At 61.5% G+C, this 15,553-nt stretch carries 12 protein-coding genes and 1 pseudogene; 4 read left to right on the top strand and 9 right to left on the bottom strand.

Annotated features, from left to right (window positions below):
- Positions 1-120: 120 nt before the first annotated feature.
- The 4 genes and pseudogenes from ACIQV9_RS16715 to ACIQV9_RS16700 all read right to left on the bottom strand — a co-directional run.
- A pseudogene (locus tag ACIQV9_RS16715) lies at positions 121-530 on the bottom strand (TolC family protein); the annotation flags it as partial.
- A 2-nt stretch (positions 531-532) separates the two neighbouring features.
- Positions 533-1,903 carry an HlyD family type I secretion periplasmic adaptor subunit gene (locus tag ACIQV9_RS16710; protein ID WP_403103471.1) on the bottom strand — a complete coding sequence of 457 codons (1,371 nt, stop codon included), beginning with the start codon at positions 1,901-1,903 and terminating at the stop codon, positions 533-535.
- On the bottom strand, positions 1,896-3,617 hold the full coding sequence (locus tag ACIQV9_RS16705; protein WP_403103468.1) for a type I secretion system permease/ATPase: 1,722 nt from the start codon (positions 3,615-3,617) through the stop codon (positions 1,896-1,898). The genes ACIQV9_RS16710 and ACIQV9_RS16705 overlap by 8 nt, the downstream gene beginning before the upstream one ends.
- A gap of 227 nt (positions 3,618-3,844) precedes the next feature.
- Complete coding sequence (locus tag ACIQV9_RS16700; RefSeq protein ID WP_403103465.1) at positions 3,845-4,618, bottom strand: helix-turn-helix domain-containing protein; 774 nt, start codon at positions 4,616-4,618, stop codon at positions 3,845-3,847.
- 282 nt (positions 4,619-4,900) lie between these two features.
- On the opposite strand from ACIQV9_RS16700, the gene ACIQV9_RS16695 reads away from it, so the two are divergent.
- From ACIQV9_RS16695 to ACIQV9_RS16680, 4 genes are all read left to right on the top strand, one after another.
- Positions 4,901-5,827 carry a 4-hydroxyproline epimerase gene (locus tag ACIQV9_RS16695; protein WP_403103463.1) on the top strand — a complete coding sequence of 309 codons (927 nt, stop codon included), beginning with the start codon at positions 4,901-4,903 and terminating at the stop codon, positions 5,825-5,827.
- 59 nt (positions 5,828-5,886) lie between these two features.
- Entirely contained in the window at positions 5,887-6,834 is a 948-nt protein-coding gene (locus tag ACIQV9_RS16690) for a dihydrodipicolinate synthase family protein (protein WP_403103460.1), read from the top strand.
- Between the two features lie 74 nt (positions 6,835-6,908).
- Positions 6,909-8,186, top strand: a complete 1,278-nt coding sequence (locus ACIQV9_RS16685) for an NAD(P)/FAD-dependent oxidoreductase (RefSeq protein WP_403103457.1) — start codon at positions 6,909-6,911, stop codon at positions 8,184-8,186.
- A gap of 142 nt (positions 8,187-8,328) precedes the next feature.
- Positions 8,329-8,973, top strand: a complete 645-nt coding sequence (locus ACIQV9_RS16680; protein WP_403103454.1) for an MliC family protein — start codon at positions 8,329-8,331, stop codon at positions 8,971-8,973.
- An 11-nt stretch (positions 8,974-8,984) separates the two neighbouring features.
- Here ACIQV9_RS16680 and nirD read toward each other — a convergent pair whose 3' ends face one another.
- The 5 genes from nirD to ACIQV9_RS16655 all read right to left on the bottom strand — a co-directional run bounded on the left by nirD (position 8,985) and on the right by ACIQV9_RS16655 (position 15,487).
- A complete protein-coding gene (gene nirD, locus ACIQV9_RS16675; RefSeq protein ID WP_403103451.1) occupies positions 8,985-9,362 on the bottom strand; it encodes a nitrite reductase small subunit NirD in 378 nt (125 codons plus the stop codon).
- Complete coding sequence (gene nirB / locus ACIQV9_RS16670) at positions 9,362-11,923, bottom strand: nitrite reductase large subunit NirB (RefSeq protein WP_403103448.1); 2,562 nt, start codon at positions 11,921-11,923, stop codon at positions 9,362-9,364. Before nirB ends, nirD begins: the two co-directional genes overlap by 1 nt.
- Positions 11,924-12,256: 333 nt before the next feature.
- A complete protein-coding gene (locus ACIQV9_RS16665) occupies positions 12,257-13,597 on the bottom strand; it encodes a glutamine synthetase family protein (protein WP_403103445.1) in 1,341 nt (446 codons plus the stop codon).
- Between the two features lie 20 nt (positions 13,598-13,617).
- Positions 13,618-14,172, bottom strand: coding sequence for a helix-turn-helix domain-containing protein (locus tag ACIQV9_RS16660; RefSeq protein ID WP_403103442.1), 555 nt, complete (start codon positions 14,170-14,172; stop codon positions 13,618-13,620).
- 25 nt (positions 14,173-14,197) lie between these two features.
- A complete protein-coding gene (locus tag ACIQV9_RS16655; RefSeq protein ID WP_403103439.1) occupies positions 14,198-15,487 on the bottom strand; it encodes an NAD(P)/FAD-dependent oxidoreductase in 1,290 nt (429 codons plus the stop codon).
- Between the last annotated feature and the right edge of the window lie 66 nt (positions 15,488-15,553).

Below are 15,553 nucleotides of genomic sequence, written 5' to 3'. Positions count from 1 at the left end.
TGACGGCGGCACATCCAACACGGATGCAAGCTGACCCACCGCGTTCGCGAGCAGGCTGGCTCCCACAAGGATTTTGGGCATGGGTCAGCGGTGGGCGTCAATCCGTCCCTTGCTTCATTTCTCAAACAACTGGCTACCCAGCTGCCCTCGCGCCTTGCCCTCCTGATACGCCGCCCAACGCCCTTTGTCGTAGAGCGGTTGTTGCGCCGCCAGGGTAACGTTGTTCGCCTGGTAATCATTGCTGTTGACGTAGCTGGTGTCATCGCCGCCATCGATACGCCCGCCGTAGCCGTAGCGTGATGTCAGCGACACTTGCGGATAGAGGCCGCCACGGCCAATGGCTTCTTCATGCGTCGAAGCATCAAAGGCATGGGCGGCCGATTGCACAGTCGGGTCGTTGAGGCGTGAGGCATCGTACGCGCCGCTGAGGCTCAGCGCTTCCTGGGGGTCGCCCAGACAGAACTGATCGCCCCCCAACCGGTACACAGAGTCAGCAACAGGCGGGTGCTATAACGGAACCGTAGGGTCATGCTCATTCCTCTTTGAAGGCTGCGAGCAAGCGTTCGCGTAATGGTTTCATCAGGTAATTCATCAAGGTGCGTTCACCGGTTACCACCGTGACATCGGCAAGCATGCCGGGGCGCACCAGCAGGCCGGCCGCCTGCAGCGAGGCGACGGTGTCTGCAGGAATTTCGACCTTGGCGGAAAAATAGGGCTGGTGCGTCTGCTCATTGATCAATTGGTCCGCCGACACCGTCGCCACCGTGCCAATGACCGTCGGCGTATCCACCCGTTGCAGCGCCGTGAAATGCACATGTACGGGCAGCCCCGGGCGCAACTTGTTGGCCATCAACGGCTCGAAGCGCGCGGTGATCGCCATCGGCGCATCCAACGGCACCACCTGCATCAGGGTTTGACCGGCCTGCGCAACGCCGCCGACCGTGTGAATGCTCACATCCATGACCTGCCCGGAGGCCGGTGCACGGATCGCACCGTTATCGACTTCAAACTGAAAAGCATTGATCTGGTCGGCATACCCTGACGCCTCGGCAGAGACTTCACTGAGCTGAGTTTCGGCATCGCGGCGAAATTCCTGCTGTGCCTGCAAGGCCTTTAGCCGGCTTTCATTGATCGACTGGCGAGTCCTGCCGACATCGCCCACCCCGGAAGCAATCTGCCCGGCCAATTGGGCGGCATTGCGCTCGGCCTCGAAAAGTTTGTTGCGCGGAACGTAGCCTTCACGGGCCAGGTCACGCAGGCCAACCAGCTCTTGCTGCTGGAAGTGCATCTGCGCGTCATAGTTGCGCTTGACGCCTTCGTAGCCGAGCAATTGCTGCTGCAATGCCGCTGCTTCGTGTTCGATGATCTGCAAGCGGCTGCCCAGTTCTGCGCGGCGGGTCACAAACAACTGGCTCTGCAAGGCCATGGCGGCCTTGACCCGCGGCTCGTCGGCGTGTTCCAGCAGTTCAGCGGGCCATTGAATCTCGGCTGAGCCCAAGCGCTCGGCAATCAACCTCGCCTCGACGCTGCGATCGTTGAGCAACTTGCCCCGGGTCACGTCCAGTTGCGACTGCGCCTGCACAGTGTTGAGTTGCACCAGCAACTGCCCTTGGGTGACGCGGTCGCCATCGCTGACCAGCAGCTTCTCCACCACTCCACCGACCAGCGACTGCACTGCCTTGCGTTCGCCCGCCACCACCACGGTGCCGCTGCCCACGACACCCTGGTCGAGCGGCGCCAGGCAAGCCCAAAGCAGGAAACCACCCAGCGCCAGAACCAGGAAACCCACACCATAACGTGCAGCCGCCCCGGCGTCGGTATTGGCGCCGGGCGGTGTTGTGGCGCCCCGAACGCTTGGGCTCTGCTCGCTGTATGTTCGTGTTCCAGGGGTCAGATCATGCATCTTCGCCTGCCTCCCTGACCGCGGCTGGACTTGGCGCCGGCATCAATGCCTTGAGCATCCGGTCCCGTGGACCGAACGCTTGTTGAATACCGTCCTTGAGCACCAGGATGTGATCGACCACCGCGAGTACATTAGGCCGATGGGTAATGAGCACCACAGTGCTGCCGGCGGCCTTGAGCGCACTGATTGCCTGAACCAGTGCCAGCTCTCCGGCTTCATCGAGATTGGAGTTCGGCTCATCGAGCACGATCAGCGACGGCAGCCCATAGAGCGAACGAGCCAGGCCAAGGCGCTGCTTTTGTCCACCGGACAACCCCAGCCCGCCGGGGCCCAACGGCGTGTCGTAACCCTTGGGGAATCTCAGGATCATCTCGTGAATGCCCGCGTGTCGCCCCGCGGCGATGATCTTGTCGGCGTCCTGTTCACCGAAGCGGGCAATATTGTCGGCCACACTGCCGTCGAACAGTTCGATGTCCTGCGGCAGGTATCCGAGGTACGGGCCCAAGGCGTCGGGCGACCATTGGCTGATCTCGGCGTTGTCCAGACGCACCGACCCGCCCATGGCCGGCCAGACCCCGACCAACGCCCTGGCCAGCGTTGACTTGCCACTGGCGCTGGGGCCAACGACGGCGAGCACATCACCTTTGGCCAGGTGGAAATTGATGCCCCGCAGAATCGGTTGCGAGGCACCGGGCGGGCCAACATACAACTGCTCCAGACGTACCGCGCCAGTAGGCGGCGGCAAAGGCATGCGCAGTCGCTCGCGTGGGTGCTGGGCAAGGAGTTGATTCAGGCGCTGGTAACTCTGGCGCCCGGAGTTGAATTGTTTCCACGAGCCAATGGCGATTTCCACGGGGGCCAGGGCGCGCCCCAACAGCAACGACATGGCGATCATCATGCCCGCCGAGAGTTGGCCTTCGAGCACCAGCAACGCACCCAGGCCCAAGGCCAGCGACTGCCCGGAGATGCGCACGAATCGGGTCATCGACGTGATACGCGCGCTGCGATCGCTGGCATGGGCCTGGGCGGCAACAATGCGTTGCTGTATCAGGCTCCAACGCTGGCGCAACGGCCCGAGCATGCCAAGGGCCTGGATGACTTCGGCATTGTGGAAGGTGCTGTTGACATAGATCGACGATTGCACGCTTAGGCGATTGGCTTCGCCCAAGCGAGCTCGAGTCGCCAGCTCGCCCCACAGTGCCAGACCGATCAGCACCAGGGCCAGTACCAGTGTCAGCACGCCGAACCAGGGATGAAAGATGAAAGCCACCAGCAGAAAGATCGGTAACCACGGCGCATCGAGCAACGCAATCAGCCCCTGGCCGGTGATCAACTGCCGCAGCGTTGCCAGATCGGTGAGCACCTGCGCCGGGTTGGCGTTGTGTTCGCGCAGGCTGCGGGCGAAGGCTGCGTCGAAAATCCGCTCGCCCAAGGCATCGTCCAGCCCGGCACTCATGCGAATCATCACCTCGCCGCGTACCCACTCGGTCAGGGCGCTGAACATGAACAGTCCCAGGGCGATCAAGGTGAGCATGAACAAGGTGGTTTCGTTGCGGCTGGTAAGGACCCGGTCGTACACCTGCATCATGTAGAGGGACGGCACCAGCACCAGCAGGTTGATCGCGCCACTGAACAGGGCCAACGACCAGAAAACCCGGCGATAACTGAGTAAAGCGGCATCAATGTCATGACGCGGATCAAGAAGCAAACCCATGGAAAGTCGCTCGCAAAAGGATTAGTCGGTTCAGGACGCAATCCATCGCGAGCGTTTTGCCCCAAGGGGCGAAAACACTAAATGTAGTCTGACGTGCCGCAATCAGAGACGGTCCTCGTCGCTACAGGCGCCAATTACTGACAACGCGACCACGGGTTAGTGCCGGTTCCAGGGACGGGGTTTTAAGGTGAGTGACGGGCGGGAATGTTGCATCGCACCACAAACATTCAAAACACTGTCGCCTGCCGATACTGGCGCGGTGTGAAGCCGGTCGATGCCTTGAACTGTCGAGTGAACGCACTGTGGTCGGTGTAGCCGCACTGCAATGCGACTTCGGTGATGGGAATCTCGGTGTGCAGCAGTCGGTGCGCGTGTTCCAGTCGAACCTTTTGAATCATCTGCCGCGGCGTCAGGTGGAACACTCGCTTGCAATACCTTTCCAGCTGCGCCACTGAAATACCGGCGATTCGAGTGAGTTCGCCCAAGGTGATGCGGCGATTGAAATGCGCGCGAATATATTCATCCACCGCAGCCAGGCGCTGATACGCCGGATGCGTATCACTGGCCGATTGCAGGTCGACCGAAATCCCTGCCAGGCCAATGATTTCGCCGTTGCGGTTATACAACGGGCGTTTATGCGTCAGGCACCAACCGGGCTCTCGACTCCCGTACAAGTGCAACTCCAGTTGGTCTTCCAGGACAAAGCCTTGCTCCAGTACACGGCGATCCTGTTCGGTGTAGCCAGGCCCCAATTGTTCTGGAAAGACTTCGGCGCTGGTTTTTCCAAGCAGCGGTTGCAGCTGTTTTAATCCACAGCGCTGAACCAGCGTGCTATTGGCCATGACATAGCGCGCCTTCATGTCTTTGATAAAGATCGCGGCATTGGGGATCACATCCAGCATCGGCAACAGAAGCGCCACGCCCGCCAGTATTTCTTCGAGGGTGTCGGGTCGATTCAGGTCGTTCCCTTGGCACAGGATCGCCAATGCGTTCTGCGTCATGAAGCTTGTTCTCCCACGCTGCGGCCAGACAAAAATCCATCCTCGCGCCCTCTGCGCTCAGCACGTTGGCCATCGCTGACCAGTCACTTCAGAGCCTGTGTTAAGGCGCGCGCAAGCAGATTGCCCCAAGGTTTACGCCGTGTCGAGGCCATCCGCATTGTGCCGATTTCGTCATTTGCAGCCATGCAAAACATCAATCGCAATCGCCCCTGACGCGTTCACTCTATCGGCAGCTTCGGTGGCCTGGTGGTGGCAACCGGCACACCTCTGAAGGATAGGTAGATGAAACGAGTACATGTCATCGACTCCCACACCGGCGGCGAGCCGACTCGCCTGGTGATGAATGGTTTCCCACAACTGCCCGGCCAGACCATGATCGAGAAGCGTAATGCCCTGCGCGATCAGCATGACCACTGGCGCAGGGCCTGCCTGCTGGAGCCCCGTGGCAACGATGTACTGGTCGGCGCCCTGTACTGCGAGCCGGTCTCGCCGGATGCCACCTGCGGCGTGATCTTCTTCAACAACGCCGGCTACCTCGGCATGTGCGGTCACGGCACCATCGGCCTGGTCAACTCATTGCATTACTTGGGGCATATCACCCCCGGTGTACACAAGATCGACACGCCCGTCGGACCGGTCAGCGCGACGCTGCATGAAGACGGCACGGTGACCCTGCGTAATGTGCCAGCCTACCGCTATCGCCTAAAGGTGCCGGTGGAAGTCCCCGGGCACGGCCGCGTTTATGGCGATGTCGCCTGGGGTGGCAACTGGTTTTTCCTGGTCTGCGACCACGGGCAGGTGCTGCAACTCGACAACGTCGAAGCCCTCACCGATTACACCTGGGCGATGCTCAAGGCTCTGGAAGCCCAAGGCATCCATGGCGAAAACGGCGCCGTCATCGACCATGTCGAGCTGTTTGCCGACGACAACCAGGCCGACAGTCGCAACTTCGTCATGTGCCCGGGCAAGGCCTACGACCGCTCGCCCTGCGGCACCGGCACCAGCGCCAAACTGGCGTGCCTGGCGGCCGATGGAAAACTGGCCGCCGGTGAACCCTGGGTACAAGCGAGCATCACTGGCAGTCAGTTCGTCGGCAGCTTCGAATGGGAAGGCGAACGTGTTCGCCCGTTCATTACCGGCCAGGCCTTCATGACCGCCGACAGCACGCTGCTGATCGACGAACAGGATCCCTTCGCGTGGGGCATTTGAGCGATCACGCGGCACGTCCCCTCAATCAAGTTGAATGAACGCTTCAAGGAGTGACAACAATGAGCGCGAACATCTTCACTGGCTGCATTCCAGCACTGATGACCCCCTGCACCGCGGAGCGCAAACCCGACTTCGACGCGCTGGTGGCCAAAGGTCGCGAACTGATTGATATCGGCATGAGTGCTGTCGTGTATTGCGGTTCCATGGGTGACTGGCCCCTGCTCACCGAAGCCGAGCGCCAGGAAGGCGTGGCGCGTCTGGTCGCCGCCGGTGTGCCGACCATCGTCGGTACCGGCGCCGTCAACAGCCGTGAAGCTATTTCCCACGCGGCCCATGCGGCCAAGGTCGGTGCCCAGGGCCTGATGGTGATCCCTCGCGTCCTCTCCCGGGGAGCGTCGCCCGCCGCGCAAAAAGCTCACTTCGCGGCGATCTTGAAGGCGGCTCCAAATCTGCCGTCGGTGATCTACAACAGCCCGTACTATGGCTTCGCCACCCGCGCGGATCTGTTTTTCGAACTGCGCCGCGAACACCCGAACCTGATCGGCTTCAAGGAGTTCGGCGGTGCTGCCGACCTGCGCTACGCCGCCGAAAACATCACGTCCAAGGACGATGACGTCACCCTGATGGTCGGTGTCGATACCCAAGTGGTGCATGGCTTCGTCAACTGCAACGCCACCGGCGCCATCACCGGCATCGGCAACGCGCTGCCCCGCGAGGTGCTGCAATTGGTGGCCCTGAGCAAGCAGGCGGCCAAGGGAGACGCCAAGGCCCGCCGCCTGGCCAGAGAGCTGGAATCTGCGCTGCATGTGCTGTCGTCCTTCGATGAGGGCTGCGACCTGGTCCTCTATTACAAGCACCTGATGGTGCTCAATGGCGACAAGGAATACACCCTGCACTTCAACGAGACCGATGCGCTCAGCGATGCCCAACGGCGCTATGCCGAGACCCAGTACACGTTGTTCCGCCAGTGGTACAAAATCTGGTCGGCCGAACAGAACGTCGCTTGATCTCACCCTGACTGCGCCCGCTGTGAAGCCGCCCGGTTTCGCAGTCTGGGCCACTCTTTTTCCAGGAAAGCGCCATGACTCTGCCTGCTGCACATAACCCGCACGACAACGCGGACATTGCCGTGGTCGGCGCCGGCATCATCGGCGTCGCTTGCGCTCTGCGGCTGGCACGCCAAGGGCTGCGAGTCGTGGTCATCGACCAACAAGACCCCGGCCGGGGCGCCTCGTTTGGCAATGCCGGGCATCTGGCGACCGAACAGGTGTTTCCTATCGCCGACCTGTCCATCCTCAAACGCCTGCCAGCCATGCTCATGGACCCGATGGGCCCGTTGCGCCTGGACTGGAAATACCTGCCGCGCGCCCTGCCCTGGTTCATTCGCCTGCTGCTGAATCTGCGCCCGGCACCCTTACAACGGACCGTCGCCGGCCTGCGCGCACTCAACGAAAGCAGCCTGGGCGCATGGCACCGGCTGCTAAAAGACATTGCCCGCCCCGATCTGCTGCGCGAGGACGGCTCGTTGCTGGTGTTCGAACGCGCCGACTCGCATAAAGCAATCGAAGCGCTACAGGCACGGATGCGCCATCAACACGTACCGGTCGATTACTGGCAGGCCAACGCGGTGCGCGAGGCGGCGCCACACCTCAGCGAGCGAATTCTGGGCGGTCTGTTCTTCCCGCGCACCGGGCATTTTCTCGACCCTTATAGGGTGGTCTGCGAACTGGTCCATGCCGCCAAAGCCTGCGGCGTGCACTTCCTCAAGCAAAAGGTTTTGGGCGCACACCTGCAAGAGAACGGCGTCTCGCTCATCACTGACCAGGGCCGTTTCACCGCCCGCCAGACCCTGATCGCCTGCGGCGCCCACTCCGCGAAGTTGACGGCAGCGCTGACCGGCAAAAAGGTACCGCTGGATACCGAGCGCGGCTATCACTTGATGTTGCCCCATGAACACGGGCGGCTGCCGTTCGCCGTCACCTCGCTGGAGCGCAAGTTCATCATGACCCCGATGGCCGATGGTCTGCGATTGGCCGGCACCGTCGAGTTCGCCGGCCTCGAGCGCCCTGCGGCGATGGAGCGCGCCTGGCAGTTGCACCGGCTGAGTGAAGGCCTGTTCAAGCACGACTTGAACGCCGATGCGGCGACGCCCTGGATGGGGTTTCGCCCGTCCTTGCCGGACTCCCTGCCAATCCTCGACCGGGTGTGCGACGGCAAGGTGCTGCTCGCCTTTGGTCACCAGCACCTGGGCCTGACGCAGGCCGCGGTCACTGCCGAACTCATCGCGAAAATGGCGTCGCCTGCGCCTCATACCCATGGATTACCGGCCATTGAACCCTATAGGCTGGGTCGATTCTGAAGAACACCCGCCGCCAGGTGGGTGTGGCAAGTTTTGAGCACTGACTTACACTGCGTACACCCCATGCAAACCAATGACTGTTCAAGGGATCGCCAGGTGCAAGGCAATCCGAGCATCCCGTAATGATCTGGGTGAAGCCAACATGAAAACGGTCACGACCCATTTCACCTGTCTGCTCGCTGCCAGCGTGTGCGTGGCGGCGAGCACCTGTGCGCACGCTGCGTCCCCTCCCGGCATCGACTGCGCCAAGACCAGGGCCTCCGTCGAAAAGCTCATCTGTCGCGATCCGCAACTGACGCAGATGGATATCGAACTGACGCGTCTTTATCGCCTGGCGCTCACCGATCAACGTTCAGTTCCGCCGCCGGACAAAGTCATCATCGACCAACAGTTCTGGATCGACGCCCGCAACGGATGTACCACCGGGCCGGAACTCAAGGGGTGCATCATCCGAAGTTATGCCGAACGCGCGCACCAGCTACGCCAAGGCTCGGCCATCGTGAGAACCAAGGATCCAGACCGACTCACCGAAGGCCCGCTGGCATTGCGTTGCGCAGGCTTTAACTCGCTGATTACCGCCACCTTCTTCAATGCGCAGCCGGGTGTTGTGTACCTGAAATGGGCGAACACCGCGATCACCCTGAGCCAGGTGCCGAGCGATGCGGGTATTCGATACACCGGCAAGGATTACCAGGGTAACTACAGCTTCTGGCAAGACGGCAATGGGGTGCTTTTCCAGAAACCCGGCTCCAAGGAAATGAGTTGTACGGTCGAGCCGGTCAGCTGATTGCCCCGCCCTCACCCTCTCCCGACCTCCACCACCCCGCCATTCAACCGCACCGGCCACACCCGCAAACGCTGTTGAGGCGACTCCAGGCAACTGCCGTCCGCCAGCCGGAAATGCTGTTTGTAGATGGGCGACGCCACCACCAGATCACCCTTGATACTGCCAATCAACCCGCGACCGATGACATTCGCCCCGGATTGCGGGTCGTGGTTGTCGATGGCGTAGAGGGTCTGCCCCTCGGCACCCGGGATGTAGAACAGCGCCACTTGCGCGCCGTCGAGCCACACGACCACGCCGGAGTTGCTGACCAGGTCCTGTTGCTCGCACACGGTTTGCCAGGCGTCGGCGGTTTCCACAGAAGCGATGCGTCGGGTAGTGGGCTGGCTCATCAGGCAATCTCCTCGGTGACAGGGATAAGGTTGAGTTCGGCGGCCATGATCGGGCGCCGCTGGCCGCGCTCCTGGACAAAGTGGATGTCCGGGTCCGGGCGTTTATCGTTGACGAAGGTACGGAAGCGCTTGAGTTTTTCCGGGTCCTTGAGGGCATTGGCCCACTCGCATTCGTAGCGGTCGACCACCAACTGCATCTGCGATTCGAGCTCTGCACCCAGGCCAAGGCTGTCGTGGATGATCACGTCCTTGAGGAAATCGAGGCCGCCTTCCAGGCTTTCACGCCAGACCGAGGTGCGCTGCAATTTGTCGGCGGTGCGGATGTAGAACATCAGGAAACGGTCGATGTAGCGGATCAGGGTTTCATCGTCGAGGTCGGTGGCAAACAGCTCAGCGTGACGCGGGCGCATGCCACCGTTACCGGCGATGTAGAGGTTCCAGCCTTTCTCGGTGGCGATCACGCCGACGTCTTTACTCTGGGCCTCGGCGCATTCACGGGTGCAACCGGACACCGCGAACTTGAGCTTGTGCGGCGAGCGCAGGCCCTTGTAGCGATCCTCGATGGTCAGCGCCATTTGCACGCTGTCCTGCACGCCGTAACGGCACCAGGTGCTGCCGACGCAGGACTTCACCGTGCGGGTCGATTTACCGTAGGCATGCCCGGTTTCAAAACCCGCTGCGATCAGCTCGGCCCAGATGTCTGGCAATTCGTGCAACTGCGCGCCAAACAGGTCGATGCGCTGGCCGCCGGTGATTTTGGTGTAGAGGTCGTATTTCTTCGCTACCACACCGATGGCGATCAGTTTGTCGGCGGTGATCTCGCCACCCGGGATGCGCGGCACCACCGAATAGGTGCCGTTTTTCTGCATGTTGGCCATGAAGGTGTCGTTGGTGTCCTGCAGCGGCACCAGAGAGGCGTCCATGATCGGTTGGTTCCAGCACGACGCGAGGATCGAGCCCACCGCCGGTTTGCACACATCGCAACCGGTATGGCTACGGCCATGCTTGGCCAGCAGTTCTTCGAAGGTGATGACGCCTTCAACCCGTACCAGCGCGTAAAGCTCCTGACGGGTGTAGGCGAAGTGTTCGCACAGGCTCTTATCGACGCTGACGCCACGGGCAATCAGTTCGTGCTCAAAGACCTGCTTGAGCAGCCCGGCACAACCGCCGCAGCCCGTGCAGGCCTTGGTTTGCGACTTGAGCAGGCCGAGGTCGGTGCAGCCGCCGTCGATGGCCGAGCAAATGGAACCCTTGGTGACGTTGTGGCACGAGCACACCGTGGCCGATTCGGGTAACGCGCCCGGGCCCAGAGTCGGCGCACCTTCGGACGACGGCAGAATCAGGCTGGCGGGTTCCGCCGGCAAGGCAATCGCGTTCTGCATGAATTGCAGCAGCGTGTCGTAATAGCTGTTGTCACCGACGAGCACTGCGCCGAGCACGTGTTTGCCGGTCGCATCCACCACCAATCGGCGGTAGCTGGCGGTGGTTTCGTCGATGAACTGATAACTGCGCGAGCCCGGCGTGCTGCCGTGCGCATCACCGATGGAGCCGACGTCGACGCCCAGCAGCTTGAGCTTGGTCGACATGTCCGCGCCCATGAACGGCTCGGCGGCTTCGTTGCACAGCCGTGCGGCAACACCGCGCGCCATCTGGTAGCCCGGGGCGACCAGGCCAAAAATGCTGCCATTCCACGCCGCACACTCACCGATGGCGTAGATATGCGGATCGCTGCTCAGGCATTGATCGTCAACCACCACGCCGCCACGCGGGCCGACTTCCAGCGAGCACTGGCGGGCCAAGGCATCTTGCGCGCGGATCCCGGCGGAAAAGACGATCAGGTCGGTTTCAAGGAATTCGTCATTGGCGAAGTTCATCCGGTAGCGATATTCCTCGCCTGGGCTGATCGATTGAGTGCCACGCGACAGGTGCACGCCGACGCCGAGGCGTTCGATTTGAGCCTTCAGCGCCCGCCCGCCCTGCTCGTCCAGCTGAACCGGCATCAGGCGCGGGGCGAATTCCACCACATGGGCTTCCAGGCCCAGGCTTTTCAGGGCGTTGGCGGCTTCCAGCCCGAGCAAGCCACCGCCGACCACCACGCCGCGTCGGGCATTGGACGCGGCGGCACGGATCGCATCAAGGTCTTCAAGGGTGCGATACACCAGGCGCGAATCGCCCTCGGCGCCTTCGATCGGCGGCACAAACGGAAAGGACCCGGTGGCCAGCACCAATTGGTCGTAGGCGACGCAGCCTTGCGCGGTGATCACCTGGCGCCGGGCGCGGTCGATTTCCAGGACCGGCACACCCAAGTGCAAGGTGACGCCCGGGGTCTGGTACAGCGAGGCGTCACCCAAGGCGAGCGACTCGGCGTCACGGCCGGTGAAGTATTCGGAAAGGTGCACGCGGTCGTAGGCACGCATCGGCTCCTCGCTGAAGACGTGCAGCCGATAATGATCAAGCGCCCCGCGCTCGATCAGCTGTTCGACACAATGGTGTCCGACCATGCCGTTACCGATCACGATCAGCGTTTGCAGCTTGTTCAACGCGGCCACATTGGAATTCATAAGAAGCACCCGGCTAAGCCCATCACGGTTCAAAAGCAAAAAAAAACGCCTGAAACCTTGCGGTTCCAGGCGTCTTTGCCTGTTCTTTTGCGGTGTTGAAACCAGACGTCTATGCCTGACCCACCGATGTTGCCCACGAATCGATCGTCGTTGACCGAGGGGGCTGCCCACTCGACTGCGTTCACGGTGGGCCTGATCGATGTAATGCAGCGATTGTGCCAAGCGCTGAATATCAGTGTTTCAAGGCTCCCGCCGGGGCATTTCGGGTATGAACCCTGCCGTTTCTGCCTTGGCGTAGTGCATTGCGCAGCACGAAAGCTTTATAAAAGTGCATTACAGGTACCAGCGATACTCCCTGGCACTGATCTCCTGCATGAACGCCAGATGATCCTGGCGCTTGTTTTCGCAATAGACATCGACGAACTCCGCGCCCAGCCCTTCGCGCAGCTGCGGTTGATGCTGCAGGGCGCGCACCGCTTCGAGCATTTCCAGCGGGAAGTCGACCCCGCTGTTGCGGTCTTCGTTGAGTGGCGGGATCGGTTCGTTGCCGGCTTCCAGGCCATGTTCGAGCCCCACCAGAATCGCCGCCAGCACCAGGTACGGGTTGGCATCGGCACCCGACAGGCGATGTTCAATGCGCAGGTTTTTCGCATCGGATTCGGGAATGCGCAGGCACGCATCACGATCCTCGAAGCCCCAGCTCGCCCGCGTGGCGATGTTCGTGGTGCCGCCCAAGCGGCGATAGGCGTTCTGGTTCGGTGCGAAAATCGGCATGCAATGCGGCAGCAACTCCAGACAGCCCGCCACGGCATGGCGCAGTGATTGCTGCTGTTTCGCGGCAAGGATGTTATTGCCGGCGGCGTCGTAAAGGCTGACGTGCACATGCATGCCGCTGCCCGGGTGCTGCAAATAGGGTTTGGCCATGAAGCTGGCGCGGTAACCGTGTTTCAGGGCAACGCCACGGGTGCTGCGGCAAAACAAGGCCGCCCAGTCTGCCGCGCGCAACCCATCATCGAGATGGCCGAAATTGATTTCGAACTGACCCGGGCCGAGCTCGGCGGTGATCACCGTGGTATCGATGCCTTGGGCCCGCGACACCTCGACCATCTCATCAAGCACCGGCGCAAAGCGCGACAGGCGCTCGATGTGCATGTTCGGTTGATCATCGGCATCGTCGGTCAGGTCATCCCGGGGAAATTGCGGCAGCCCGTCGCGCAGCTTTTTATCAAACAGATAGAACTCCAGCTCGAACGCTACCACCGGATGAATGCCTTTGCGTGCGAGCCTGTCCAACACCTGCGCCAGGACCTGTCGCGGTTCGAACACGATCGGCTTTTCGGTGCCGTCCGAGGTGATCAGCATTTGCCCCAGCGGTTGCGCTTCCCAGCTCACCGGTTTGAGTGTACCGGGCACCAAACGACGCAGTGCATCCGGGTCTCCATCGTTAAAGCAGTAGTCGCCAATCTTGAACAACCCGCCTTGCACACCCAGCAACACACAGTTTTGCGGCAGCTTCAGCGCGCTGCCGGCCGCGACCTTTTCCAGCATTTCCACGGGATAGCGCTTGCCGTAGAAGTGCCCGGGAATGTCCAGGGAAATCAGGTCGACGTAACGTACATCGGGGTAGCGTTGGCGGAAGGCGCGCACCTCGGCCAGCAGATCAGCGTCCATCATGGTTGGTCCTATTGTGGTGATCAGGTGTAGACCCAGAGCACTCGCGTGAGCTGCTCGGTGAGATTGCCGTAACGGCAACGGGTATGGCTGTCGAACTGAAAGCTGTCGCCGGCCTGCAAGGTGACGGCGTCGTCATCGCCCAACCACAGCGTCAATTCGCCTTCGAGCACGTACCCGCCCTGCTCCGAGCTGTCACTCAGGTGCCGCTCGCCACTGCTGGCGCCGGCTTCGAGGTGACTTTCGAGCATGGAAAACGAAGCCCGCATTTTCGGCGACACCAGAATGTCGGTGATGCCATTGGCGTAATACAGCGTTCGGCGTTCGTCCGGCCGGGTGACCCACGGCAGTTCCTTGGGTTTCGGCAAGCTGTAGAAGTAGGTGGTCGGCACGCCCAGGGTTTCGCTGATCGCCGTCAGGTCGGCCACGGTGGGCCGTGACAGGCCGCGTTCGACCTGCGAGAGAAACCCGACGGAACGACCGATCTGGTCGGCCAGGTCCTTCAACGTGTATTTCTTGTGCTTGCGCAGGTCGTGAATAAGGATCGCCAGCGCAGCGATTTCTTCTTGCTTGTTCATGCCCGGGATTCCGCCAAGTAATTCATCAAATGCTGTCGCGCAGTCGATACCACGCCTTGCCGATGGCTTCCAGCGGCGCCGCCAGGTATTTACCGCCGGGGAAGCTGGGGTTACTCAAGGCCTGATACAACGTCAGTTCATCGCTCTGGCCGAGAATCGCATCGGAAACGGCGCGGGCGGCGGCCAGCGTCGGCAGCACGCCATGCCCGGAGTAACCCTGAAGCCAGTAGCGATCACCCCACCGGCCAATGTCCGGCGTGCGTTTGAGCGTCAGATCGATATGCCCGCCCCAGGCGAATTCCAGCTCCACGCCTTTGAGCTGTGGGAATACCCGTTCCAGAAACGGCCGGGTTGCGCCGGCAATGTCCTTGGGCATGCCGCCCAAGTACGTGCATCCACCGCCGAACAGCAAGCGGTTGTCCGGCGTGCGACGGAAATAGTCGAGGACGAACTGGTTGTCGGTGACGCAGACATTACTCGGCAACAGCGCCGTGGCCTGTTCGGCTGTCAGCGGTGCGGTGGCGACCTGGTAAGTCCCCACCGGCAACACGCAACTGGCCAACTGCGGGTCGAGCCGGTCGAGGTAGGCATTGCAGGCCAGCACCAGCACATCCGCACGAATTGACCCGCGTTCGGTGTTCACCAGGAACTGACCGCCCTCCTCTCGATAACTCAGCGCCTTGCTTTGTTCATGGATTCGGCCGCCTGCACGTTCGATGGCGGCGGCGAGGCCGAGGGCCAGTTTCAGTGGATTCAGATGCCCGCCCTCGGGGTCATAAAGCCCTGCTTGATAGCGGTCGCTGGCCACCCATTCCGGCAACTGCTCACGGCCGATGAACTGCAAGCCTTCGTGACCCCACTTGTGACTGGCTTCGCGCTGCCACTCGGTCAGCAGACCGACCCGACGGGGCATCACCGATGTCCACAAATGACCGACACGGTAGTCACAGTCGAAACCATGGCGAGCCGGCAACTCACGCAGCTCTTGCGCGGCCCAGCGCATGCCGTCCCACAGCCGTCGCGCACGTTCATAGCCCAGCGCCGCTTCCAGAGGTGGCATGTCGCACGACCAACCGAGAATGGCCTGACCACCATTGCGTCCCGAGGCTGCCCACGCCACGCGGCTGGCTTCGAGCAGCGTCACCCGTTTGCCGGCCAGGGCCAGGCGCAGCGCGGTATGCAGGCCGCTGAAGCCGGCGCCGATGATCACCACCTCGGTAGTCTGTTCACCGGCAAGCGCTGGCCGGGTGGTCAGGCGATCGGCGCAACTGTGGGCGTAATAGCTGGCGACATGCTGCGTGGACTGCTGAAACATACAAGCCTCATGAAATTATCTTTTTATAATTTCATGAAAAACTACAGTATAAATTTCATTCGGACA

It is taken from the genome of Pseudomonas sp. NPDC099000, from assembly GCF_044759925.1.
Classification (GTDB): domain Bacteria; phylum Pseudomonadota; class Gammaproteobacteria; order Pseudomonadales; family Pseudomonadaceae; genus Aquipseudomonas.
The sequence above is the reverse complement of the archived record's forward strand: the minus strand, read 5'-3'. Positions and strand labels throughout refer to the sequence as shown.

What these genes read in the sequence shown, in the direction of transcription:
- ACIQV9_RS16710 (WP_403103471.1), bottom strand. Translation starts at nt 1,903, where the DNA reads ATGCATGATCTGACCCCTGGAACACGAACATACAGCGAGCAGAGCCCA.
- ACIQV9_RS16705 (WP_403103468.1), bottom strand. Translation starts at nt 3,617, where the DNA reads ATGGGTTTGCTTCTTGATCCGCGTCATGACATTGATGCCGCTTTACTC.
- ACIQV9_RS16700 (WP_403103465.1), bottom strand. Translation starts at nt 4,618, where the DNA reads ATGACGCAGAACGCATTGGCGATCCTGTGCCAAGGGAACGACCTGAAT.
- ACIQV9_RS16695 (WP_403103463.1), top strand. Translation starts at nt 4,901, where the DNA reads ATGAAACGAGTACATGTCATCGACTCCCACACCGGCGGCGAGCCGACT.
- ACIQV9_RS16690 (WP_403103460.1), top strand. Translation starts at nt 5,887, where the DNA reads ATGAGCGCGAACATCTTCACTGGCTGCATTCCAGCACTGATGACCCCC.
- ACIQV9_RS16685 (WP_403103457.1), top strand. Translation starts at nt 6,909, where the DNA reads ATGACTCTGCCTGCTGCACATAACCCGCACGACAACGCGGACATTGCC.
- ACIQV9_RS16680 (WP_403103454.1), top strand. Translation starts at nt 8,329, where the DNA reads ATGAAAACGGTCACGACCCATTTCACCTGTCTGCTCGCTGCCAGCGTG.
- nirD (WP_403103451.1), bottom strand. Translation starts at nt 9,362, where the DNA reads ATGAGCCAGCCCACTACCCGACGCATCGCTTCTGTGGAAACCGCCGAC.
- nirB (WP_403103448.1), bottom strand. Translation starts at nt 11,923, where the DNA reads ATGAATTCCAATGTGGCCGCGTTGAACAAGCTGCAAACGCTGATCGTG.
- ACIQV9_RS16665 (WP_403103445.1), bottom strand. Translation starts at nt 13,597, where the DNA reads ATGATGGACGCTGATCTGCTGGCCGAGGTGCGCGCCTTCCGCCAACGC.
- ACIQV9_RS16660 (WP_403103442.1), bottom strand. Translation starts at nt 14,172, where the DNA reads ATGAACAAGCAAGAAGAAATCGCTGCGCTGGCGATCCTTATTCACGAC.
- ACIQV9_RS16655 (WP_403103439.1), bottom strand. Translation starts at nt 15,487, where the DNA reads ATGTTTCAGCAGTCCACGCAGCATGTCGCCAGCTATTACGCCCACAGT.